Consider the following 23,031-nt stretch of genomic DNA (forward strand, 5'->3'; position numbering starts at 1 on the left):
CCTTTAGGAATATAAGGCGACGAGTATTCCGGGGTTTTGGAGCCGCTTATGAGTTTGTTCAAGTCCTTGCCCCTGGCTGTTCTAGTGGCCGGTAGCAGCAGTTGGTCGCCGGCCCGGGCCGCTGAAACACCCGCGCCTGCCGGCAAGGGCGAAAGCGCCAGTGGCCAACTGGAAACTGTCACGGTCACTGCCCGGCGGCGTACCGAAAGTGCCCAGGCCGTGCCGACGCCCATGAGCGTGGTCGGTGGCCAGGCCCTGGAAACCCAGCGGGTGTACCGCATCCAGGATTTGCAGCAACTGGTGCCCAGCGTCAACGTCGCCTATATGCATGCGCGCCAGTCCAGCGTGTCGATCCGCGGCCTGGGCAACAACCCGGCCAGCGATGGCCTGGAAGGCAGCGTGGGGCTGTATATCGACAACGTCTACCTCGGGCGCCCGGGCATGGCGGTGTTCGACCTGATGGACATTGAGCAGCTTGAAGTTTTGCGCGGCCCCCAGGGCACGTTGTTCGGCAAGAACACCACTGCCGGGGTCATCAACATCAGCACCCGCGCACCGAGCTTTACCCCGGAGCGCAGCATCGAAACCTCCTTGGGCGAGGACGGTTATTTCCAGACCAAGGGCACGATTTCCGGCCCCCTGACCGATGACCTGGCAGGGCGTTTCTCGGCCTATCGCACCCGCAGCGACGGCGACATCAAGAATGAACACGATGGCCATGATCTGAACGGCGGTTCACGCCAGGGCTTTCGCGGGCAACTGCTGTACAAGCCCAACGAAGCGTTCAACCTGCGCTGGATCGGCGACTACAACGAAGAAGACTCCAGCGCCGGCACCCGCGTGCTGTACAGCACCGGGCCGACCATCAATGGCACCAACCTGTATCAATCCCGGGCCAACGCGGCAGGCGCCACCCTGGTGGACGGCACCCATCGCAAGGTCAACCTGGACAACGACCAGCACGTCACGGTGTTCCAGGGCGGTACCTCGCTGGAAGCCAATTGGACGCTGCCCAGCGACTTCACCCTGACCTCGGTGAGTGCTTACCGCTGGTGGAATTTCACCCCGCGCAACGATGATGGCCTCAACGTACCGGCGTCGTATAACGCTGGGGTTTCGGTGGAAGATAAGCAGTGGTCCCAGGAATTCCGCTTGGCGTCGCCCAGCGGTGGTTTCTTCGATTACGTGCTCGGCGCCTACTACTTCGGCTCCGACCTGGATAACAAATCCTTTGCCTACTACGGGCCCAAGGCCGATATCTGGAACGGCACGCCCGCCGGTGCGTTGAGCAATGTGAGCAGTGTGGGCAACGGGCATATCCGCACCGACAGTTTCGCGCTGTTCGCCCAAGGCACCTGGCACCTGACTGAGCGCCTGGATTTCACCGCCGGTGTACGCGGCACCTACGAAGAAAAAAGCGCCTGGGTCACGCGCAATGCGCCCGTCGGTGGCGCGGCGGTCAGCGGGGCCGCCGCCATGGCGCGGCGTGGGCGTACCGGGGCCTATGACTCGGGCGACCTGTCGCAATACAGCGCTACGCCGTCGGGGCTGCTCAACCTCAGTTATCACTTCAATGAAAACCTGCTGGGCTACGCGACGCTGTCTCATGGCGAGAAGTCCGGCGGTGTGAACCTGGCGGTGGGGTCTGCGCCGACGGCCGGAGCCGACTCGTTGCTGATCGGCACCGAGCGCGCCAACAACGCCGAGCTAGGCTTCAAGAGCACGTTGTGGGACCGCCGCCTGCAGCTCAATGCCAACCTGTTCTGGACCCAGGTCAACGGCTACCAAACCAACGCCTACGACCAGGACAACCGCGTTCAGTACCTGACCAACGCCGGCTCGGTACGCTCGCGGGGGGTGGAGGTGGAAAGCACCCTGGTGCCGATCAAGGGCCTGACCCTGAACATCAACGGTTCCTTCAATGACGTGACGTACCTGTCTTACAAGGATGCGCCATGCCCGCCGGAAACCAGCCTGCGTCCCGGTGCGCCGGCGTCCTGCGACTTGAGCGGCCACCAGGTGGTGGGCGCGTCCAAGTGGATCGCCAACGCCAACGGCGAGTACAAGTGGAACCTGGCGAACGGCTTCGAACCCTACGTCACCGCCAGCTACGCGTTTCGTTCCAAGGCGGTGGGCACGGTGGAGGATTCCGACTACGGGCAGATCCCGGCGTATGCGGTGGTCAACCTGTCTACCGGTTTGCGCGGCGACTATGACCAGGGGCAGTGGGATGTGTCGCTGTGGCTGAAAAACGCTTTCGACAAAACCTACTACACCACCCTGTGGACCGGTGGTAACGGCGGTTACGAGGGCCTGCTGGGCACGCCGCGCACCCTAGGCGTGACTGGGCGCTACGACTTCTAGGTCGGTGCGATAGGTGGCCGGGCTGAACACCCGCGTCACCAGCAGCATCGCCACCACCGTCACCGTCAGCACCACCCATGCACTGACAAAGTTGCCGGTAAGCTCGCGCAGCCAGCCGGTCAGCCACGGCGAAATCGCATTGATCAAAAAGCCTACGCCTTGCACGAACGCCGCCAGTTGCCCCGCTTGGCGTGGGTCGCGATGGTGGTCGAGGGTCAGCAGCAGGCTCAGGGCAAAGCACGCCCCTAACCCGAAGCCGCACAAGGCCACCCACAGGTGGGGATATTCCTGCGGCGCAATGATCAGGCCCAGATAACCGATGGTTTGCGCCAGCAGGCTGATGCTGAGCAATGGGCGGCGGTCGATACCGCGTTGCGCCAGCACCGGCATCAGCAGGGCGGCCGCCACCTGAAAGATCGTCATGAATGCCAGCAACGACCCGCTGGGCAGCACGGCCCAGCCCAGTTGCTGATAGTAGGCCGGCAGCCACGCGACCATGCTCATGTAGCCGCAATTGACCAGGCCGAAATACAGCGCCAGCAGCCAGGCGCGACGGTTGCGCAACCCTTTGAACGCAGGCGCCTGCAGTGGATTGCGCGCGGCGCCCAGCGGTAGCCAGGCCCACAGCAGCAATGCCCCCAGCGCCGGCAAGAGCCACACACCCAGGCCTGCCTGCCATTGCTCGAAATGCGTGGCTACCACCGGACTGAGCAGCGCCGCCAGGCCGCCACCGGCCATCAGCGAGGCCGAATACACGCCCATCGCCACCGGCACACGGTGATGGAATTCACGCTTGATCATCGCCGGCACCAGCGCCTGGATCAGCGCAACACCCGCACCGCCAAGCAGCGCGGTAACCAGCAGTGCCGAGGCTTCGCCTATCAACCAGCGCGCCAGGCACGCCAGCAGAATCATCAACAAGCCCAGGGCGATGCCGCGACGCTCGCCCAAGCGAGCCTCCACGCGCACGCCCACCAGTGCCACCAACCCCATGCAGATCACCGGCAGGCTGGTGAGCAGGGCACTGCTCTGAAAGCTCAGGCCGGTGGCCTGGCGAATCTCGCCGAGCAGTGGGCTGATGGAACTGAGGATCGGGCGCAGGTTCAGGCCGAGCACCACCAGCAGGCCCCAGCCGGCGAGGGATTTATTCAGGGTCATGCAGGGTTTTCCACTGGTGATACAGCGCAGTCATTGCGGCATCGGGCAGGTGCTGAATGGGCAGGCGTTGCGCGTCGATGGGCAAGCCAACCTGTTGGCTGATGGCTGCGGTCGACAGGCCGTAAGGCTCGGCCATTTCGTTGCTGGCGGCAAACACTACGCGTTCTACACCGCACAGGTACATGGCGCTCAAGCACATCGGGCAAGGCTGTCCGCTGGCATAGATCACACACCCTTCCAGGCGCGCACCCAGTTGTCGGCTCGCTGCGCGGATCGCCAGCAGCTCGGCGTGGGCGGTGGGGTCCTGGGTCAGGTGGATCTCATTCACGGCTTCCACCAGCACCTCATCGTCGCGCGTGAGCACCGCGCCGAAGGGGCGGCCACCTTGGGCGACGTTGGCGCGGGCCAACGCAATAGCGCGTTGCAGGTGTGGTTGATCGTTGGTCATACAAGGCCCCGGGGTGCGATGAAAGGTGAAGTATGGTCAGCCAGCAAGGTATGCTGAAATTAAATATAAACATGCCAATCAGTGGCAAACGCAATGGTGATGACGTTGTTCGATCCCGTGTTGTTGCGCAGCTTTGTCGCCGTGGTGGACTGCGGCAATTTCACCCGGGCGGCCGAGCGCCTGCATTTGACTCAATCCACCGTCAGCCAGCAGATCCGCCGTCTGGAAGACGCAGTGGCCTGTCAGTTATTGGACCGCGATCAGCGCCGGGTAGTGGCCACCGCCGAGGGTGAGCGTCTGCTCGCGTATGCGCGCCGTATTCTCGCGTTGCACGAAGAAGCCGCCGACGTGCTGATCAACCAGCAAAGCGACGGTGTGTTGCGCCTCGGCGTGCCGGAGGATTTCGCCGCCGAGCGCCTGATGCCGCTGCTATCGGCGTTTGTGGTGGCCTATCCACGGGTGCGTCTGGAGGTCACCAGCGGTCTGGGCCCTGAATTGCAGCGCCAGTACCGGGGCGGTGAGTTCGATGTGTTGCTGGTCAAGCAGATGGGCGACAGCGACGACTGCGTGGCGTCGTGGCCCGAGCCCTTGTATTGGGTCGACAGCCTGAGCACCCCGGCCCTGGGCCGCGACCCGCTGCCGCTGGTGGCTTTCCCCGTGGGCGGCCTGTATCGCAACGACATGCTGCACCATCTGGAACGGGCCGGCTGGCGTTGGCGCATCGGTTATTCCAGCGCCAGCCTGGCCAGTGTGTGCTCGGCGGTGGCGGCAGGCTTGGGCATCAGTTTATTGCCAGAACGGGTGTTGCAACCGGGCCATCGCATACTCGGCCCAGAGAGTGGCTTGCCACCTGTTCATGGCGTGCGGTTGGCCCTGTATGGCCGCAGTGGTTTGGGCGCAGCGGGCCAGAGTTTGCTGGGTGAATTGCTGGCCTTGTGCAGTGGAAACCCGCACTGAGCTCATACCTTTGCCGAATATTTTGTATGCCTTTAAGGCATTGAAAAACAACGGCTTGAAGCCAGGCCACGGACCCCGTGGCTTTGGTGTGATCGGCTGTTTTGTTTATGCGTTTTTGTTCTATCTATAACTTTAAAGATTACTTTAAGAGATAAGTGTCTGGCACCGATGATTCAGCCCTCGACGGGCCTTCACGCTGGCCCGTCGGTTTTTCAAAACCGCAGGGAGTGAATCAATGGGCAATGTCCAGACCGCCGCCAGTGCACCTGAGGCGCAGTGGCGTCAGGCACCGAGTGGTGAGTTGGTCGACCTTGGCCGGCCGCATCGCGCGCCGTTGGGTCAATTGCGCCTGCAGAAAACCCCGAAGCGTTTTTCCAGCCGCCGCGAAGGGGTTTTGCTCGGGTTGCTGGTGTTGGCGCTGCACGGTGCAGTGATCTATTGGGTGAGCCAGAAACCCACGCCGGTGCTGCCGATTGTGCCGCCGGAAATTCCACCGATGACCATCGAATTTTCCCAGCCGGCGCCGCCGGTGGTTGAGCCGCCACCGCCTGTACCGCCACCACCGCCTCCGCCTGTGGTCGAGCCCCCGCCGCCGCTGGTGGATGAGTTGGCGGCCAAGCCGGCGGCGCCCAAACCCATTGTGAAACCCAAGCCCAAGCCGGTGCCTAAACCTGAGCCCAAGCCGGCCCCCAAGGCCGTCGAGCAGCCACCTGCACCACCGACGCCAGCGCCACCTGCACCGCCCGCACCTGCGGCGCCAGCGCCGGTGACGCCTGCTTCGGCCAACGCCGCGTACCTGAAAAACCCGGCGCCGGAATACCCGTCACTGGCTCAGCGTCGCGGTTGGGAAGGCACGGTGTTGCTGCGGGTGCAGGTGCTGGCCAGCGGTAAACCGGGTGAGATCCAGGTGCAAAAAAGCAGTGGTCGCCAGCAGTTGGATGACGCGGCATTGGCGGCGGTGAAGCGCTGGAGTTTCGTGCCTGCCAAGCAGGGCGATGTGGCCCAGAACGGCTGGGTGAGCGTGCCCATCGATTTCAAGATTCATTAATTATTCAGCGGCGCAGAGGGAAAACATCATGGCATTGGCATCTCCACTTGAATCCATCGAAAGCACGGTGATCTGGCTGCTGGTGGCCTTTTCGGTCGCCACTTGGGGCCTGGCCTTGCTCAAGGGCGTGCAGTTCGGTCGCCTCAAGGCCCAGGATCGCAAGTTTCACAAACAGTTCTGGGCGGCATCGAGCCTCGACTCGGCCGCCGAACTCGCCGAAACCCAGCCTGGCGCCGCCGCCCGTGTAGCCCAGGCCGGTTATGCCGCGATCCAGGTGGGCGATACCACCCACGCTGCGGATTTGAGCCAGGCGATCAATCACCAGGACCGCCTCGAACGCGCTCTGCGCCAGCAAATTGTGCGTGAGCGCCGCTCCCTGGAAACCGGTCTGGCTGTAGTCGCCAGTATCGGCAGCACCTCGCCGTTTATCGGCCTGTTTGGCACCGTGTGGGGGATCATGGAAGCGCTGAAGGGGATCAGTGCTGCCGGGTCCGCCAGCCTGGAAACCGTGGCCGGGCCCATCGGCGCGGCACTGGTGGCGACCGGCGTGGGGATCGCCGTCGCGGTGCCTGCGGTGCTGGTCTACAACTACTTTTTGCGCCGCCTGAAGCTGACGGCGGCAGACCTGGATGACTTTGCCCACGACTTCTACAGCCTGGCGCAGAAAAACGCGTTCCGCGTGCTGCTGCACCCGGCGCTGACCAAGGCCGGCGCCGGCAGCCCGCAGAAAGTGAAGGAGGCGTCCTGACATGGCCTTCTCCACGCAAGACAGTGATGAGGTGCTGAGCGAGATCAACGTCACGCCGTTGGTGGACGTGATGCTGGTGCTGCTGGTGGTGTTTATCGTCACCGCGCCGCTGTTGACCAACTCCATCCCGATCAACCTGCCCAAGACCCAGGCCGTGGCACCGGTTGAGCAGAAGGATCCATTGGTGGTGAGCATCGACGGCGCCGGCAAATTGTTTATCAACAAGGACGAAATCCAGCCGGATCTGCTGGAGTTCAACCTGCAGGCGGCGAAGGCCAAGGACCCCGATGTGCGGGTGCAACTGCAGGCTGACGATGGAGTGAACTACGGCGAAGTGGCACGAGCCATGGCGTCGATTGAGCGTGCGGGCATCACCAAGTTGTCGGTGATCACTGCACGTTAGTTTCAAAAAGTCTCGACAGTTTTTGGGCCGCTTTCCTTGGCAGGGTGCGGCCCTTTTTTTATCTAAGCATTGCATGTTTACAGATGTTGCACAGGAAAAGAATTTACATGTATCCGAGCGTGCAATTCTCGGCTGCATGCTTATTCTGGTCGGCGCATAGAGTGATTTAATTAATGGAGTAATTGCATGTCTATACGCGTTCCTGTCCAAGTCGTGAATACGTTCGTTAATCCCCATTTAACGGTTGAAAAGCCTGAAGAAAAGCCTGCGGTAATGGCATCTTCGAACGATCGTATGGCCGGCCTGAGACATCCATCAGCCTGTATTTTGCCCACGCTGGCTGACTATAAGAGAAAACAGAGTTTACTGCAGGGCGCTGAAGCAAGCCCTACGCCAGGAGGTGGGAGCAACTCGGCATTCAAAAAAAATACTCGTTTAGAATCTTATATCAGCAAGCAAACCGCCGACTTTGTAACGCCCGAAAAAGAAATTTCCACTATTTTATCTGCAAAGATAAAGCAGCAGTGGGGTGTGGATATTGATCCAGATAAAACCTATCTGGTGACATTTAAAGATGACAGTGAGGATGAAAAAGAGGTGGTAGAAAAAATCACCCTGACACAAGCGGCATTGAAAAACAGGCAAGATGTAACAATTAAGAAAGATGAAAGCTGGTTCGTAAAGATTGGCAAGTACTTTTCGCCAGCGATATATATTTACAACCAGATTGACGGTTGGGTGCAGGAAGCAAACACTCGACAAGGTATTTATCGGGAGCCCAGTGCGCCGGGCGATGCCCCCTATAACGCCGACACCCGCGTTTCCATACCGGTGGATGACTTCAAGGCATTAGTCTGGGATACAGACCGGACCCAACTGTATAAGAAGACCCTTGATGGGTTTTGGGACAAGCACAGCGAATCTTATACGGCATTGAGTAAAATCTCGTTTGTCAAAGCCATCAATCTGCAGCGCCTGGAAGGGAGCCTTGGCTCTGCCGAGACGGCACTCGCTCAGCGAGCGTTGGGGCCTGTTGCGCAAAAGGATTGGTCCAAGCTGACGGTCCAGGATTTTGAAGGGCCTGCCGTGAAGGACCCGGATCTGGACATCGGCCTGCTGAGCATCAATGGGTTTGAGTCGACCGACTTGATGTGTGTGACCGATCGGAAAACCCAGTTGACGTTGCTTTACATCCCTGGCAACTCCTCGCCAATACATCGCTTCGATAATCCCCAGCAAATGACAACGTGGCTGGCCGGGCAAGCCTCGGACCCCGTAAAGCGCGCGTCCTTGTTGACGCACTTTTCCCTCAAGGATCAAGCTGACAGAACGTTTTCAGACGGCGTACGTCAGACCCTGCAGGGGATGGGAAACTGGTCCGATGCGCAGGCATCAGGCAATGCTTTCCTTGCGAGCCTCAACGGTTGGGTGCCGGATCGTTTCATCGCTGTTGAGCAGTTGCACGGCGATCCTTTCGAAGCGGTCAAGGTTCGGCAAAAAGCACGGTCCTATTCGGACGCCGACAATGCGATTGTCAGTGACGGGGACTACACCAAGAACCAGGTGCTGCATGTCGTGGAAGAGGCTACCAAGGTCGCCATGTTCATGACGCCGCTGGCGCTGGTGATGCCCGAAGTCGCTATAGGGCTGGATGTTTTCTTCCTGGCCGCCGGGGCTGCCCAGACAGGTATCGGTATTGATGATGCCGTCCAGGGAAAAGCAACGGCTTCCGACCGCATTGTGTTTGGCGTGTTGAACGCCGTACCGCCGTTGGCCACTCGCGCGGGGGCACCACTGGCGAAAGCGCTGACAGAGAGGGTGTCCGGCGGTGGCGTTGCAGCAGGGGTTGATGCTGCAACCCGCACACCCACCCAAGTGACTGAACAAGCGCGCCCATTCTTCAGGCCACCACAACGTGTCAATGGGCATATCGGATACCCGATGGGGCCCGTCTCACCTCCAGTGATCCTTGAGGAGGTCAGGGTTCCCATGGATGACGTAAGGCGCATGATCGGGAAAGACTATATGGTTTATGTCGGTCAATACGGTACCAAAGTTACGTATGACGTCGAAGCGGGTCTTTGGCGCGGGCTCCAGGCCAATGGTCAGGTGAACGACATCTTTTATTGGCGTAAAGGTCAAGGACGGTGGCTGGGTGGCACTCAAGCCGAAGCGATTGAGGCCAGTAAAAATGCGCCTGCTTCGATGACAACCAAAGTACTGAAACTACCGAGAATGCCGGTACTGCCGTCCGGTGCTACAGACGTGCCGAAAGTGATCCACTATTTTTGGGCCGGCAATGAAATGCCGGAAAATTTGCTCAATAATATTATTGAAAATTCCCGGAAAAGCCCCGGGTATAAATCGATTGTTCACGTCGATGCCAATGACACGGATACTTTTCAGAAAATACATTCAGCGTTGGATCATAAAGTGGGCGGGCTTGAAGTACATGATTTAAAGGCCGATGAAAGTTTTCAGGCTCTGAATGCAGGTCAATACGGCGAGATGTATCAGTTTTTCCGTTCAGGGCGCGGGCAGAATTTAGCGGCCTCATCGGACGTCATGCGCGCGGTGCTAATGAAAAAGTACGGTGGCATCTATCTGGATACGGATGATGCACTGACCTTTAATGTGGGCGAGGTCACATTGAAAGCCACGCCCAATGACATCTTGATGAACGTGCCGGTTACTTACGAACCTGCGGACTTCAATGGGTTCAACACCAGTAATTTTGCCAGCCACCCAGACAACCCTGTATTTGACGAGATTCTGGAGACGGCGTATGAGCGATACAAGGCAAACGAAGAATGGTTGAACGCTAATCGTCCCTTTCTGAAGGAAAACTCGACAGCCGCAGAGCGGCAAATTTATAACGAGTATGTAAAGAAAATTTTCGAGATCACTGGGCCGAGAATGTTTGGTGATGTATTGGCGCAAAAAGAATATGGGTTTTTTTCAGAAGTTGAGGAGCTGACGGAACTGTTGGAAGCGCGTATTTTACTTCCGCAAGCGTATGCGGAAAAACTTACACAAGTGCGTGATTATTATATGGCGATGAACCATAAGCTCGGAGTTGCGATCGGCTCGGAACACTCTATGCATCATTCTCGCTGAGGTTGGCTCGGTCATTGCGCCGCGGTGGCAGGGACGCAATGGCCGGTTTTAATGAAGGGCTTGGTAAAGCAAGTTCTGAAAAGGGCGTAAATTCCTTTTGGTTATTAATAAATTCTTTTTTATTCCTTATTGGTGTGTGAGCCTCACCCTATACTGACCAGCAACGTTAAACGCTGCAGGAGGGCACACCCATGCACAGCGAGTCGATTCGTTATCTGATCGTGCCGGGCTGGCAAGGATCGCCAGAAGATCATTGGCAAACCCATTGGCAAAACAGCTTGCCCAACAGCGCACGGGTGGAACAGGCCGATTGGCTGACGCCGCGTCGCGAGGATTGGGTCGCCGCACTGGCCGAGGCCATCGCTGCCGACAGCACGCCGGTCATCCTGATCGCTCATAGCCTGGGTTGCATCACCGTGGCCCACTGGGCCGCCACTGCCCCCGTGCACTTCTTGCGGCAGGTACGCGGCGCATTGCTGGTGGCACCGGCGGATGTCGAGCGTCCTGCGTGTGCCCCTGCACTGCGCAATTTCGCCCCTATTCCAACTGACCTGCTGCCATTTCCCAGCCAGGTGGTCAGCTCCGACAACGACAGTGCCGTAAGCGCCCCCAGGGCTCTGGAACTGGCGCGTCAGTGGGGCGCCGAAGCCGGCATCTTGTCGGGCGCCGGGCATATCAATGTGAAGTCCGGCCACCGGCGCTGGGAGCAAGGGTTTGCTTACCTCTATCGCCTGCAACATCGCCTCGAGCACCACGCTCGGCGCAGCGCCTAATATTTTCAACGCCCCGTCCCTGTGTGGATTGGGGCGGGAGCCTGCCATGAGTCTGCATGAAACCTTCGGCCAGCCATTGCTGACCTTCCCGGACGCGGAAAAGAGTCCGCTGAGTATTCGCGCCAAAGCTCTGGTGTTTGTCGACCCACGCTCACGCCAACTGCGCGAAGAGCTGGAAAGCCTCGCACCGCGAGCCTTGCCTGTGCTGATCCGCGGCGAGACCGGTAGCGGTAAAGAACTGCTGGCACGGCATATCCACCGTGGCAGTGACCGTACTGGCCTGTTTGTCTCGGTCAATTGTGGCGCAATCAGCCCCACCTATGCCGATGCCGAGTTGTTTGGCTATGCCGCCGGTAGCCACAGTGGCGCGGCCAGTAGCCGCGCGGGTTGGTTCGGCTCGGCCAATGGCGGCACCTTGTACCTGGATGAGATCGGCGACTTGCCGCTGCCGATCCAGGTGAAATTGCTCGCGGCTTTGGAAAACCACGAAGTCACCCGCGTCGGTGCCCCCCAGCCCAGCCCGGTGGATGTGCGCTTGGTGGCCGCCACTAGCATCGACCTGGCCCAGGCGGTGGCCGTGGGCAAGTTTCATGAGCGTCTGTTCCATTATTTGAGTGAGGGCCGGTTGGACCTGCCGGCGTTGCGCGAGCGGGTGGGGGATATCTTGTCCCTGGCCGAATATTTCCTCGGCATCTACAGCCAGCGCCTGGACCTGCCGGTGCCACTGATCAGCGACGCCGCCCAGCAGGTGCTGGAACACCACACTTGGCCGGGTAACACCCGCGAACTGGAAAACGTCATTCACTTTGCCTTGCTGGTGAGCAGCGGCGATGAAATCTTGCCCGAGCATTTGAACTTGCCAGCGGCGGGTTCGCCGCTGGAGCAAGTGCGACGAATTTTGGCCAGCGCCAGCCCGGCCGAGCAGGAATCGGTGCGTAAATTCCTGTATGAGCAAAATGGAATATCAACGTGAATAAAAGATATTGTTCGGGAATAAAAAATCTAGGTATTGTCCTTTCCACGCCGCGATAGCACTTCGCTGGCACCTCACATAAAAACGGTCGTTAGAAGGACATTGCATGAAAAAGGTTCTGTTGTTTACCGCTCTGGCGGCTGCCCTGACTGCTGGCTTTGCCCAGGCCAGCGAGAAACTGGTGGTGGCTGCTACGCCGATTCCCCACGCCGAAATCCTCGAGCTGATCAAGCCGACCCTGGCCAAGGAAGGTGTGGACCTGCAGATCAAAGTCTTTACCGACTACGTACAGCCAAACGTGCAAGTCGCTGAGAAACGCCTGGATGCCAACTATTTCCAGACCCTGCCGTACCTGGAAAACTTCAACAAGGGTAAAGGTACCAATCTGATTACCGTGGTGGGCGTGCACGTTGAACCCTTCGGCGGCTACTCGAAAAAGATCAAGAAAATCGAAGATCTGAAAGACGGCGCCACCGTGGCGATTCCGAACGAAGGCTCCAACAGCGGCCGCGCCCTGTTGCTGCTGCAAAAGGCCGGTGTGATCACCCTCAAAGACCCGACCAACGCCCTGGCCACGCCGAAAGACATCGCCAGCAACCCGAAGAACCTGAAGTTCAAAGAGCTGGAATCGGCCCTGCTGCCACGGGTGCTGGACCAGGTTGACCTCGACCTGATCAACACCAACTACGCCCTGGAAGCTGGCCTGAACCCGGCCAAGGACGCGTTGATCATCGAAGACGCCAAATCACCTTACGTAAACTTCCTGGTGGCCCGCCCGGACAACAAGGACAGCGATGCTATCCAGAAGTTGGCCAAGGCCCTGACCAGCCCGGAAGTCAAAGCTTTCATCGAGAAGAAGTACAACGGCGCGGTGGTGCCTGCGTTCTGATGTAAGCCAAAACCCCCTTCAAGGTTTCAACGCCGACGGCTACTACAGCGTCGGCGTTTTTTTATCTGAAATACAGTCAAAACTGTGCGATTGCTCGTTCCCACGCTCCGCGTGGGAACGTCTCCTGTGACGCTCTGCGTCACGACTTTAGAGCGGACGCAGAGCGTCCTGGGCTGCATTCCCACGCTCCGCGTGGGAACGTCTCCTGTGACGCTCTGCGTCACGACTTTAGAGCGGACGCAGAGCGTCCTGGGCTGCATTCCCACGCAGAGCGCGGGAATGATCGACAGCTCCCGCAGGGGTTAGGTTTTTGGGTGATATCAATATGCTATTTTGGTATTTAAATTTTGATTTTTATACCTTTAAAGTTCGCGCTACCCGACGTTATCCACGTCGGAACGGACTGCGCTCGCGGCATTACCCATGCGGCGATATGGACTGCACATGACCTTCGATTTCGCTTTTATCCTCAGCACGCTGCCGGCGTTTCTCAAGGCTGTGGGTGTGACGCTGCAAGTCGGCCTGATCGCCATTGCCACGTCCTTGCTGGTGGCGCTGATCAACGCTGCGCTGCTGGTGTTTCGCACGCCTTACCTGTCGCGCCTGGTGGCGCTCTATGTGGAGCTGGCGCGTAACACGCCGCTGTTGATCCAACTGTTCTTCGTCTACTTCGCGCTGCCGGCCCTGGGTTTCAATATTTCCGGGTTCTGGGCGGCGATCATCACCATGACCTTTCTGGGCGGTGCCTATCTCACCGAGGTGCTGCGTGCTGGTGTGGAAGCGGTGCCGCTGGCGCAAATCGAGTCGGGCAAGTCCATTGGCCTGTCCGATTGGCAGCTGTTGCGCCATGTGATCCTGCCCCAGGCCGGTATCCTCAGCCTGCCGGCGCTGTTCGCCAATTTCATCTTTCTGCTCAAGGAAACCACGGTGGTTTCTGCCGTGGCGGTGCCGGAAATTCTCTACACCACCAAGAGCTACATCGCCCTCTACTACAAGACCTACGAAATGCTCGCTGTGCTGACGCTGATTAGCGTGCTGTTGTTCCTGCCGTTGTCGCTGTTGCTCAGCCGCCTGGAAAGGAGGCTCCAGCATGGCCAGTTCGGGTCTTGAGTTGCTGTGGGTGTCGTTGCCGCAACTGGGCAAGGGCGCTGCGCAAACCCTGTTGATTTCTTTTTTGAGCATCGCCTTCAGTACGGTTGGCGGCGTGCTCTACGGCGTGCTGCGCACTTTGAATAACAAAGCGATCAACGGCGTGCTGCGGGTCTACCTGGAACTGTTCCGCGCCATTCCGGTACTGGTGTGGTTGTACCTGCTGTTTTTTGGCGTGCCGATCTTCTTCGGCCTGAGCATCCCCAGTTTCTGGTGCGCGGTGCTGGTGCTGTCGTTGTGGGGCGCCAGCGAGGTGGGCGAAGTGGTGCGTGGCGCGTTGCATTCGCTGCCTCGTGGCCAGCGCGAAGCGGGCTTGTCGATTGGCCTGTCCGGCCCACAGTTGTACGGCTATGTACTGCTGCCCCAGGCCCTCAAGCGCATGACGCCGCCGACCATCAACGTGTACACGCGCATCATCAAGACCAGCTCCCTGGCGGTGCTGATCGGCGTGGTGGATGTGATCAAGGTCGGCCAGCAAATCATCGAGCGCACCTATGAGTCGGTATTGATCTACGGTGCGCTGTTCCTGTTTTTCTTCTTTATCTGCTACCCGTTGTCAGCCGCCTCCAAGGTGCTGGAACGGCGCTGGGCCCAAGCATGAGCGCATTGATCGAGTTCCAGGGTTTCAACAAATTCTTCGGCGAGGCGCAGGTGCTCAAGGGTATCGACCTGAGCGTGCAACGCGGCGAAGTGGTGGTGATCCTCGGCCCCAGCGGCTGTGGCAAAAGCACCTTGCTGCGTTGTTTGAACGGGTTGGAAGTGGCACACAGCGGCAGTCTGCGGTTCGCCGGCAAAGAGCTGCTGGATAAAACCACCGACTGGCGCCAGGTACGCCAGGACATCGGCATGGTGTTCCAGAGCTACCACCTGTTCCCGCACATGAGCGTGCTCGACAACATCCTGCTCGGCCCGCTCAAAGTGCAAAAGCGCGACCCCCGGGAGGCCCGTGAGCAGGCGGAAAAATTGCTGGAGCGCGTGGGCCTTGCCGACAAGCGCGACGCCTTCCCACGCCAGCTTTCCGGCGGCCAGCAGCAACGCATCGCCATCGTCCGCTCGTTGTGCATGAACCCCCAGGTCATGCTGTTTGACGAAGTCACCGCGGCCCTCGACCCGGAGATGGTCAAGGAAGTGCTGGAAGTGATCCAGGACCTGGCCCGCGATGGCATGACCCTGCTGATCGTTACCCACGAAATGGCCTTCGCCCGCGCCGTCGCCGACCGCGTGGTGTTCATGGAGGCCGGTCGCATCCTCGAACACAACACCCCCGAGGCATTCTTTACGAACCCGCAGACCGCGCGCGCGCAGCAGTTCCTGGAGAAGTTCTCCTTTGTTTCAACACTGCCCAAAAAGATCAAGGAACTGGAGCTGATATGAAAAAGTTACTGCTGCCACTGTTTGCCGTCGCCTTGCTGGCCGGCTGCGATAAAAAGGCCGAAGAGCCGGTAAAACCCGCGGCTGTGAGCTACATCGACAAAATCAAAGCGCGGGACAAGCTGATTGTCGGCGTGTTTACCGACAAGCCGCCATTCGGTTTTGTGGACGAAGCGGGTCGTTATGTCGGCTTCGATACCGACATCGGCCGTCAATTCGCCAAGGACCTGTTGGGCGACGAAAACAAGGTGGAATTTGTCGCCGTGGAACCGGCCAGCCGCATTCCGTTCCTGCAAAGCGACAAGGTCGACCTGATTCTCGCCAACATGACCGTGACGCCTGAACGCAAGGACGCGGTGGACTTCACCAACCCCAACCTGAAAGTCGCGGTGCAGGCTCTGGTGCCGAATGACAGCGCCGTCAAAAGCCTGGATGACCTGGCAACCCGCACGACCATCGTCACCACCGGCACCACGGCGGATATCTGGCTGACCAAGAACCATCCGGACTGGAAGCTGCTCAAGTTCGAGAAGAACTCCGAGTCGCTGCAAGCTCTGTCGGCCGGCCGTGGTGATGCCTATGCCCAGGACAACCTGGTGCTGTTCAGCTGGGCCAAGCAGAACCCGGGTTACCGCGTGCTGGAAGAGAAGCTGGGTGATGAGGCGCCGATTGCCCCGGCGGTGAAGAAGGGCAACACCGAACTGCGCGACTGGGTGAATGCCGAGCTGGCGAAGTTGGGCGAGGAGAAGTTTCTGCTCAAGCTTTATGACCAATATGTGCGAAAAGAACTGAGCGATGACACCAAGCCTGAGAGTGTGATTGTTGAAGGCGGTAAGTGGCAGGGCTGATTGATCACCCCGTCCTTGTAGGAGCGAGCTTGCTCGCGAAGAACGCACAGGCAACGCGGGCTACCAGATAGCGCTGCGTTATCGTTGACTTTTTTCGCGAGCAAGCTCGCTCCTACTCCGGCCAATGCCACGCCGGTGCATCCAAAATGCCCTGCCCCACAATCCGCGTTTCCCCCATCACCTTCTCCAACACAATCGAGTTACACCCCTCATCCTGCTGCAACGCCGCAATCAATCGGCTGGCATGGCTCACCACCCACACCTGGCACTGCTTCGACGCCTGGATAATCAAGCGCGCCAGTGCCGGCAACAGGTCGGGATGCAGGCTGGTCTCCGGCTCGTTCAGCACCATCATGGTCGGCGGGCGTGGGGTCAGCAGTGCTGCGATCAGCAGCAGGTAACGCAAGGTGCCGTCCGACAGCTCCGCCGCCGACAACGGGCGCAGTAAGCCTTCCTGATAGAACTCAATGGCAAAGCGTCCGCCCTGCAACGGTTCGATATGCAACCGTGCGCCGGGGAAGGCATCACTGACCGCGTGCTGCAACGCCTCGACATCGCCCACTTCGCGAATCGTCTGTAACGCGGCCGCCAAATCCCGACCGTCGTGATGCAGCACCGGCGTGCGCGTGCCTAATTGCGGCTGGCGTACCGGCGCATCCACATCGCTGCGAAAGTGATCATAAAAGCGCCAGCCACGGATGCTTTCGCGCAGCAGCAACACTTCCGGCGAACCGCGCAGGCTGCCGACCTGATCGAACAGGCTGTGATAGTTGGGCGTGTGTTGGGCCAGCACGTCCCAGGCGCGGCCATCACGGGCGCGTACCATCGGTCCCGAGCGCTGAACCAGCAGGCTGGCCGGACGGTAGAGAGGGCCGGCCCAGATACATTCCTTTTTAATCTCCGGGTCCAGTTTGAACTCGCTGCCGGGAACCGGGATGGGCATGCCCAGGGAGATGGCGTAGCTGAAGTCCTCCCCGGCAAAGCCCAGGCGCAAGCGTTTGACGCCTTGGGCGACCACGGCCTCCACCGGTACTTCGCCATTGCGCATGCGCCGGCTGATGTTTTCCGGCCCGGCCCAGAATGTGGAATCCAGCCCGCCTTCGCGGGCCAGCGCATTGATCACCCCACCCTGGGCAGTTTCGGCCAGCAGGCGCAGGGCGCGATACAGGTTGGACTTGCCGCTGCCATTGGGCCCTGTCACCAGGTTCAGCCGGTCCAGGGGCACCACCAATTTGTTGATCGAGCGGTAATTGGCCACCGCGAGGGTTTTAAGCATGTGTATTTAGTCAGCATGGGAACCATTGGAGTATGGGATCCTCCATGCAGATAAGGAACCCTGATCTAAGCTCACAGTCGCATACACACTTGAACGTCGGCATCACGCAAAAGGAGCCTGCATGGGCGGTCGCACCTCGACATTTATTTTCAGCCTTGGCCTCCTGGCGCTGCTCAGCGGCTGTGGCCAGGACAAAGCCGAGCCCAAGCAGCATTCACGGGTGTTCGTGCAAACCGTGCAGTCGGCGGATTTCGCCGCGGCGGTGACGCTGACCGGTGATATCCAGGCGCGGGTGCAAACCGATCTGTCCTTTCGCGTGGGCGGCAAGATCATCCAGCGCATGGTCGACGTGGGCGACCGCGTCACAGCCAGGCAAGTCCTGGCCAAGCTCGACCCCAAGGACCTGCAAACCAACGTCGATTCGGCCCAGGCCCAGGTCGTGGCCGAACAGGCGCGGGTCAAGCAGACCGCCGCCGCCTTTGTGCGCCAGGAAAAACTCCTGCCCAAAGGCTATACCAGCCGCAGCGAATATGACGCCGCCCAGGCCGCGCTGCGCAGCAGCCAAAGTGCCCTGGCCGCCGCCCAGGCGCAGTTGGCCAATGCCCGCGAACAATTGGGCTACACCTCGCTGATTGCCGATGCCCCGGGGATCATCACGGCGCGCCAGGCCGAAGTCGGCCAAGTGGTACAGGCCACCGTGCCGATCTTCAGCCTCGCCCGCGATGGCGAACGTGACGCCGTGTTCAACGTGTATGAGTCCTTGCTGGTGGAGCCGCCGCCCGACGCGCCGATTACGGTGAGCCTGCTGGACAACCCGAGCATCAAGGCCGTGGGCAAAGTCCGCGAAGTCACGCCCGCCGTGGCCGCCAATACCGGCACCGTGCAAGTGAAGATCGCCCTGCAAAGCCTGCCCAAGGGCATGGAACTGGGGTCGGTGGTCAGCGCCACCGCCAATGGCCCGGCCAAGGCGAGCATCGAGCTGCCTTGGTCAGCGCTGACCAAAGACCTCAACGAGCCAGCCGTGTGGCTGGTGGACGGCGAAGGCAAGGCGCAGTTGCACAAGGTCACCGTGGCGCGCTACCTCACCGGCAAAGTGATCATCGGCGAGGGCCTCAAAGGCGGTGAAAAAGTCGTGATAGCCGGTGGGCAATTGCTGCACCCCGGCATGGTCGTCGAGATCGCCCAACCCGGAGCGCAGCCATGAAGCAATTGACGCTCATTGTCGCCGCCAGCCTGTTGCTGATGGCCTGCTCCAAGGAAGAGGCGCCGCCCGAACCCATACGCCCGGTGCTGTCCATGGAAGTGAAGGCTGAAGACCAGGAAAACCTGGGCCGTTTCGCCGGCACCATCCAGGCCCGCTATGAAAGCAACCTGGGTTTCCGTGTGCCGGGCCGCATCGCCCGTCGCGCTGTGGATGTCGGCGCCGAAGTGGAGAAGGGCGCCCTGCTCGCCGTGCTTGACCCCACCGACCAGCAGAACCAATTGCGCGCTGCCCAGGGCGACCTGGCGCGCGTACAGGCGCAGTTCATCAACGCCCAGGCCAACGCTCGGCGGCAACAGGAGCTGTTCAACCGTGGCGTCGGCGCCCAGGCCCAGCTGGATGTGGCCCAGACCGACCTGAAAACCACCCAGGCGACCCTCGACCAGGCCCGTGCTTCGGTCAACCAGGCCAAGGATCAGCTCAACTACGCAGAACTGCGCACCGACCATGCCGGCATCGTCACCGCCTGGAATGCCGAGGCCGGCCAAGTAGTCAGCGCCGGCCAGCAAGTGGTGACCCTGGCCCGTCCGGACATCAAGGAAGCGGTGATCGACCTGCCCGCCGGCCTGGCTGAACGCTTGCCTGCCGATGTGGTGTTCCTCGTCGCCGGCCAACTGGACCCCAGCGTGCACACCACTGCCGTGGTGCGTGAGATCGAGCCTCAGGCCCAAAGTGCCACGCGCACCCGTCGCGCACGCCTGAGCCTGGCCGAAACCCCGCCGGCGTTCCGCCTGGGCACGGCAATCAGCGTGACTTTGAGCACCGCCATCGCCCCGCGTATCGAACTGCCCCTGAGCGCCTTGCAGGAAGTCGACGGCAAGACCCGTATCTGGCTGCTCGACACCCAGAGCCAGACCGTGCAACCCCGCGAGGTCACGGTTATCAGCCGTGATGCTCACAGCGCCTTGCTCAATGGCAGCGTCAAACCCGGCGAGCACATTGTCACCGCCGGCGTGAACAGCCTGAAACCTGGGCAAAAAGTCAAAATCGACGAGGACAGCCCGCGATGAAAGGGAGCTTCAACTTATCCGACTGGGCCCTCAAGCATCAGTCCTTCGTCTGGTACCTCATGTTCGTCGCGCTGCTGATGGGCGTGTTCTCGTACATGAACCTGGGCCGTGAAGAAGACCCGTCGTTCACCATCAAGACCATGGTGATCCAGACCCGCTGGCCGGGCGCGACCCAGGAAGAAACCCTCAAGCAGGTCACCGACCGCATCGAGAAAAAACTCGAGGAACTCGACTCCCTCGACTACGTGAAAAGCTACACCCGGCCGGGCGAGTCCACGGTGTTCGTGTTCCTCAAGGACACCACCAGTGCCAAGGCCATCCCGGAGATCTGGTACCAGGTTCGCAAGAAGATCGATGATATCCGCGGCACCTTCCCCCAGGGTTTGCAGGGGCCGTCGTTCAACGATGAATTCGGTGACGTGTTCGGCTCGGTGTATGCCTTTACCGGCGATGGCCTGTCGATGCGTCAGCTGCGTGATTACGTGGAGCAGGTGCGCGCCGAAATCCGTTCGGTACCAGGGCTGGGCAAGGTCGAAATGATCGGCCAGCAGGACGAAGTGATCTACCTGAATTTCTCCACGCGCAAACTCGCGGCACTGGGGATTGATCAGCGCCAGGTCGTGCAAAGCCTGCAATCGCAGAATGCGGTAACGCCGGCCGGGGTGATCGAGGCTGGGCCGGAGCGGATTTCGGTGCGCACCTCCGGGCAGTTCGCCTCGGAGAAAGACCTGGCCAACGTCAACCTGCGCCTCAATGACCGTTTCTACCGGCTGGCGGATATTGCCGACATCAGCCGTGGCTATGTGGACCCGGCGCGGCCGATGTTCCGCTTCAACGGCAAACCGGCGATTGGCTTGGCCATCGCCATGCAGAAGGGCGGCAATATCCAGTCGTTCGGCAAGGCCCTGCACGGGCGCATGGACGAGCTGACCGCCGACCTGCCGGTGGGCGTCGGCGTGCACAAGGTGTCCGACCAGGCCGAAGTGGTGGAAGAAGCCGTCGGCGGGTTTACCAGCGCGTTGTTCGAGGCGGTGATCATCGTGTTGGTGGTGAGCTTTATCAGCCTCGGCATGCGCGCCGGGTTGGTGGTGGCGTGCTCGATTCCGTTGGTGCTGGCGCTGGTGTTCGTGTTCATGGAATACAGCGGCATCACCATGCAGCGCGTGTCGCTGGGCGCATTGATCATCGCCCTCGGCCTGCTGGTGGATGACGCGATGATCACCGTGGAGATGATGATCACGCGCCTGGAAAAAGGCGAAACCAAGGAACAGGCGGCGACATACGCCTATACCTCCACGGCCTTCCCGATGCTCACCGGCACGCTGGTGACCGTGGCCGGCTTCGTGCCGATTGGCCTCAACGCCAGTTCGGCGGGCGAGTACACCTTTACCTTGTTCGCGGTGATTGCCGTGGCGATGCTGGTGTCGTGGGTGGTGGCGGTGCTGTTTGCGCCGGTGATCGGCGTGCATATCCTCAGCGCCAATGTGAAACCGCACAACGCCGAGCCAGGGCGCATTGGCCGGGCCTTCAATGGCGGCATGCTGTGGGCCATGCGCAACCGTTGGTGGGCGATTGGTATCACCGTGGCGCTGTTCGTGGCCTCGGTGTTTTCCATGCAATTTGTGCAGAACCAGTTCTTCCCGTCGTCGGACCGTCCGGAAATCCTCGTCGACCTGAACCTGCCGCAAAACGCCTCGATCAACGAGACGCGCAAGGCGGTAGACCGCCTCGAAGCGATCATCAAGGACGACCCCGATATCGCCCGTTGGAGCACCTACATCGGCCAGGGCGCGATCCGTTTCTACCTGCCGCTGGACCAGCAGTTGGAAAACCCCTACTACGCGCAACTGGTGATTGTGAGCAAGGGCCTGGAAGAGCGTGGCGCCCTGATCGCCCGCCTGCAACAACGCTTGCGCGATGATTTTGTCGGTATCGGCAGCTACGTGCAGCCGCTGGAAATGGGCCCGCCGGTAGGGCGGCCGATCCAGTACCGCGTGTCCGGCAAAGACATCGACCAGGTGCGCAAACACGCCATTGAACTGGCGACCTTGCTGGATCAGAACACCCACCTGGGCGAGATCATCTACGACTGGAACGAGCCGGGCAAAGTGCTGCGCGTCGACATCGCCCAAGACAAGGCGCGGCAACTGGGGCTTTCGTCGGAAGACGTGGCGCAGTTGATGAACAGCGTGGTCAGCGGCGCGGCGGTGACTCAGGTGCACGACGATATCTACCTGATCAACGTGGTCGGCCGCGCCGAAGATGCCGAGCGGGGCACTCCGGAAACCTTGCAGAACCTGCAGATCGTCACGCCCAACGGCACCTCGATTCCACTGCTGGCGTTCGCGACCGTGCGTTACGAGCTGGAGCAGCCGCTGGTCTGGCGTCGTGACCGCAAGCCGACGATTACCATCAAGGCCGCGGTGCGCGATGAGATGCAGCCGACCGACCTGGTCAAGCAATTGGCGCCGACCATCGAGAAATTCAGCGAAGGCTTGCCGGTGGGCTATAAAGTCGCCACCGGTGGCACTGTGGAAGAAAGTGGCAAGGCTCAGGGACCTATCGCCAAGGTGGTGCCGTTGATGCTGTTCCTGATGGCCACCTTCCTGATGATCCAGTTGCACAGCGTGCAGAAGATGTTCCTGGTAGCCAGCGTCGCGCCACTGGGGCTGATCGGCGTGGTGCTGGCGTTGATTCCCACGGGCACGCCCATGGGCTTTGTGGCGATCCTGGGGATCCTGGCGCTGATCGGCATCATCATCCGCAACTCGGTGATTCTGGTCACACAGATCCACGAGTACGAAGAGGCCGGCTACACGCCGTGGGATGCGGTGGTGGAAGCCACCGAACACCGGCGTCGACCGATTCTGCTGACGGCTGCGGCGGCGAGCCTGGGCATGATCCCGATTGCGCGGGAGGTGTTCTGGGGGCCGATGGCCTACGCGATGATCGGCGGGATCATCATTGCGACGTTGCTGACGTTGCTGTTTCTGCCGGCGCTGTATGTGGCCTGGTACAAGATTCGCGAGCCGAAACAGGAACATCAGCCACAACAGGATTAATTCTGTAGGAGCGAGCTTGCTCGCGAAAAACGTCAACGATAACGCGTGCTTCCTGAGTAAGCGCGGCGCCTGTGAGTTTTTCGCGAGCAAGCTCGCTCCTACAAAAGAGCCTTAACTGACTGAGGCTGTGTGAAGCTTCTGAAAAATCCCGACGTCGTCCTGGCTGACCCTTGCAT

19 protein-coding genes are annotated in these 23,031 nt (G+C 60.2%); 16 read left to right on the forward strand and 3 right to left on the reverse strand.

Annotated elements, in window-relative coordinates; translation table 11 throughout:
• The first annotated feature begins 48 nt into the window (after window positions 1-48).
• Window positions 49-2,364: a TonB-dependent receptor gene (locus BT204_RS03895; RefSeq protein WP_072445746.1), complete on the forward strand. Its 2,316-nt coding sequence runs from the start codon at window positions 49-51 to the stop codon at window positions 2,362-2,364.
• Here BT204_RS03895 and BT204_RS03900 read toward each other — a convergent pair.
• Together BT204_RS03900 and BT204_RS03905 are read right to left on the reverse strand one after the other, a co-directional pair.
• A complete protein-coding gene (locus tag BT204_RS03900) occupies window positions 2,335-3,522 on the reverse strand; it encodes a CynX/NimT family MFS transporter (protein WP_072445747.1) in 1,188 nt (395 codons plus the stop codon). The genes BT204_RS03895 and BT204_RS03900 overlap by 30 nt on opposite strands.
• A complete protein-coding gene (locus tag BT204_RS03905; RefSeq protein WP_072445748.1) occupies window positions 3,509-3,970 on the reverse strand; it encodes a nucleoside deaminase in 462 nt (153 codons plus the stop codon). The genes BT204_RS03900 and BT204_RS03905 overlap by 14 nt, the downstream gene beginning before the upstream one ends.
• Before the next feature lie 105 nt (window positions 3,971-4,075).
• On the opposite strand from BT204_RS03905, the gene BT204_RS03910 reads away from it, so the two are divergent.
• From BT204_RS03910 to BT204_RS03965, 12 genes are all read left to right on the forward strand, one after another.
• Complete coding sequence (locus tag BT204_RS03910) at window positions 4,076-4,927, forward strand: LysR family transcriptional regulator (protein WP_005783745.1); 852 nt, start codon at window positions 4,076-4,078, stop codon at window positions 4,925-4,927.
• Between the two features lie 235 nt (window positions 4,928-5,162).
• The gene (locus tag BT204_RS03915; protein ID WP_072445749.1) at window positions 5,163-5,975 is read left to right on the forward strand and encodes an energy transducer TonB; all 813 of its coding nucleotides are present in this window, start codon (window positions 5,163-5,165) and stop codon (window positions 5,973-5,975) included.
• Window positions 5,976-6,000: 25 nt separating this feature from the next.
• Window positions 6,001-6,723: a MotA/TolQ/ExbB proton channel family protein gene (locus BT204_RS03920; RefSeq protein ID WP_087149534.1), complete on the forward strand. Its 723-nt coding sequence runs from the start codon at window positions 6,001-6,003 to the stop codon at window positions 6,721-6,723.
• A 1-nt stretch (window position 6,724) separates the two neighbouring features.
• Window positions 6,725-7,126, forward strand: coding sequence for an ExbD/TolR family protein (locus BT204_RS03925; RefSeq protein ID WP_034125467.1), 402 nt, complete (start codon window positions 6,725-6,727; stop codon window positions 7,124-7,126).
• A gap of 186 nt (window positions 7,127-7,312) precedes the next feature.
• Window positions 7,313-10,243, forward strand: a complete 2,931-nt coding sequence (locus BT204_RS03930) for a glycosyltransferase family 32 protein (protein ID WP_083544050.1) — start codon at window positions 7,313-7,315, stop codon at window positions 10,241-10,243.
• A 191-nt stretch (window positions 10,244-10,434) separates the two neighbouring features.
• Window positions 10,435-11,016, forward strand: coding sequence for an alpha/beta hydrolase (locus BT204_RS03935; protein ID WP_034125468.1), 582 nt, complete (start codon window positions 10,435-10,437; stop codon window positions 11,014-11,016).
• 46 nt (window positions 11,017-11,062) lie between these two features.
• Window positions 11,063-11,989, forward strand: coding sequence for a sigma 54-interacting transcriptional regulator (locus BT204_RS03940; RefSeq protein ID WP_072445750.1), 927 nt, complete (start codon window positions 11,063-11,065; stop codon window positions 11,987-11,989).
• Between the two features lie 106 nt (window positions 11,990-12,095).
• Complete coding sequence (locus BT204_RS03945; RefSeq protein ID WP_034125470.1) at window positions 12,096-12,878, forward strand: MetQ/NlpA family ABC transporter substrate-binding protein; 783 nt, start codon at window positions 12,096-12,098, stop codon at window positions 12,876-12,878.
• A gap of 444 nt (window positions 12,879-13,322) precedes the next feature.
• Window positions 13,323-13,988: an amino acid ABC transporter permease gene (locus BT204_RS03950; RefSeq protein ID WP_072445751.1), complete on the forward strand. Its 666-nt coding sequence runs from the start codon at window positions 13,323-13,325 to the stop codon at window positions 13,986-13,988.
• Window positions 13,969-14,628: an amino acid ABC transporter permease gene (locus tag BT204_RS03955; RefSeq protein WP_072445752.1), complete on the forward strand. Its 660-nt coding sequence runs from the start codon at window positions 13,969-13,971 to the stop codon at window positions 14,626-14,628. Before BT204_RS03950 ends, BT204_RS03955 begins: the two co-directional genes overlap by 20 nt.
• Entirely contained in the window at window positions 14,625-15,401 is a 777-nt protein-coding gene (locus tag BT204_RS03960) for an amino acid ABC transporter ATP-binding protein (RefSeq protein ID WP_034125472.1), read from the forward strand. The genes BT204_RS03955 and BT204_RS03960 overlap by 4 nt, the downstream gene beginning before the upstream one ends.
• On the forward strand, window positions 15,398-16,246 hold the full coding sequence (locus BT204_RS03965; RefSeq protein ID WP_034125473.1) for a transporter substrate-binding domain-containing protein: 849 nt from the start codon (window positions 15,398-15,400) through the stop codon (window positions 16,244-16,246). Before BT204_RS03960 ends, BT204_RS03965 begins: the two co-directional genes overlap by 4 nt.
• Before the next feature lie 112 nt (window positions 16,247-16,358).
• Here BT204_RS03965 and BT204_RS03970 read toward each other — a convergent pair whose 3' ends face one another.
• Window positions 16,359-17,522, reverse strand: a complete 1,164-nt coding sequence (locus tag BT204_RS03970; RefSeq protein ID WP_034125474.1) for an AAA family ATPase — start codon at window positions 17,520-17,522, stop codon at window positions 16,359-16,361.
• 121 nt (window positions 17,523-17,643) lie between these two features.
• On the opposite strand from BT204_RS03970, the gene BT204_RS03975 reads away from it, so the two are divergent.
• The 3 genes from BT204_RS03975 to BT204_RS03985 are packed head-to-tail and all read left to right on the forward strand — an operon-like array spanning window position 17,644 to window position 22,855.
• The gene (locus BT204_RS03975; protein WP_034125475.1) at window positions 17,644-18,726 is read left to right on the forward strand and encodes an efflux RND transporter periplasmic adaptor subunit; all 1,083 of its coding nucleotides are present in this window, start codon (window positions 17,644-17,646) and stop codon (window positions 18,724-18,726) included.
• Window positions 18,723-19,793, forward strand: coding sequence for an efflux RND transporter periplasmic adaptor subunit (locus BT204_RS03980; protein ID WP_054920307.1), 1,071 nt, complete (start codon window positions 18,723-18,725; stop codon window positions 19,791-19,793). Before BT204_RS03975 ends, BT204_RS03980 begins: the two co-directional genes overlap by 4 nt.
• Entirely contained in the window at window positions 19,790-22,855 is a 3,066-nt protein-coding gene (locus tag BT204_RS03985; protein ID WP_032894148.1) for an efflux RND transporter permease subunit, read from the forward strand. Before BT204_RS03980 ends, BT204_RS03985 begins: the two co-directional genes overlap by 4 nt.
• Window positions 22,856-23,031: the final 176 nt, after the last annotated feature.

The organism is Pseudomonas sp. NFPP02 (assembly GCF_900119355.1).
GTDB classification, from domain to species: domain Bacteria; phylum Pseudomonadota; class Gammaproteobacteria; order Pseudomonadales; family Pseudomonadaceae; genus Aquipseudomonas; species Aquipseudomonas paracarnis.

Coding starts and splice junctions, on each gene's coding strand:
- BT204_RS03895 (WP_072445746.1), top strand. CDS start 49: ATGAGTTTGTTCAAGTCCTTGCCCCTGGCTGTTCTAGTGGCCGGTAGC.
- BT204_RS03900 (WP_072445747.1), bottom strand. CDS start 3,522: ATGACCCTGAATAAATCCCTCGCCGGCTGGGGCCTGCTGGTGGTGCTC.
- BT204_RS03905 (WP_072445748.1), bottom strand. CDS start 3,970: ATGACCAACGATCAACCACACCTGCAACGCGCTATTGCGTTGGCCCGC.
- BT204_RS03915 (WP_072445749.1), top strand. CDS start 5,163: ATGGGCAATGTCCAGACCGCCGCCAGTGCACCTGAGGCGCAGTGGCGT.
- BT204_RS03925 (WP_034125467.1), top strand. CDS start 6,725: ATGGCCTTCTCCACGCAAGACAGTGATGAGGTGCTGAGCGAGATCAAC.
- BT204_RS03930 (WP_083544050.1), top strand. CDS start 7,313: ATGTCTATACGCGTTCCTGTCCAAGTCGTGAATACGTTCGTTAATCCC.
- BT204_RS03935 (WP_034125468.1), top strand. CDS start 10,435: ATGCACAGCGAGTCGATTCGTTATCTGATCGTGCCGGGCTGGCAAGGA.
- BT204_RS03940 (WP_072445750.1), top strand. CDS start 11,063: ATGAGTCTGCATGAAACCTTCGGCCAGCCATTGCTGACCTTCCCGGAC.
- BT204_RS03945 (WP_034125470.1), top strand. CDS start 12,096: ATGAAAAAGGTTCTGTTGTTTACCGCTCTGGCGGCTGCCCTGACTGCT.
- BT204_RS03950 (WP_072445751.1), top strand. CDS start 13,323: ATGACCTTCGATTTCGCTTTTATCCTCAGCACGCTGCCGGCGTTTCTC.
- BT204_RS03955 (WP_072445752.1), top strand. CDS start 13,969: ATGGCCAGTTCGGGTCTTGAGTTGCTGTGGGTGTCGTTGCCGCAACTG.
- BT204_RS03960 (WP_034125472.1), top strand. CDS start 14,625: ATGAGCGCATTGATCGAGTTCCAGGGTTTCAACAAATTCTTCGGCGAG.
- BT204_RS03965 (WP_034125473.1), top strand. CDS start 15,398: ATGAAAAAGTTACTGCTGCCACTGTTTGCCGTCGCCTTGCTGGCCGGC.
- BT204_RS03970 (WP_034125474.1), bottom strand. CDS start 17,522: ATGCTTAAAACCCTCGCGGTGGCCAATTACCGCTCGATCAACAAATTG.
- BT204_RS03975 (WP_034125475.1), top strand. CDS start 17,644: ATGGGCGGTCGCACCTCGACATTTATTTTCAGCCTTGGCCTCCTGGCG.
- BT204_RS03980 (WP_054920307.1), top strand. CDS start 18,723: ATGAAGCAATTGACGCTCATTGTCGCCGCCAGCCTGTTGCTGATGGCC.
- BT204_RS03985 (WP_032894148.1), top strand. CDS start 19,790: ATGAAAGGGAGCTTCAACTTATCCGACTGGGCCCTCAAGCATCAGTCC.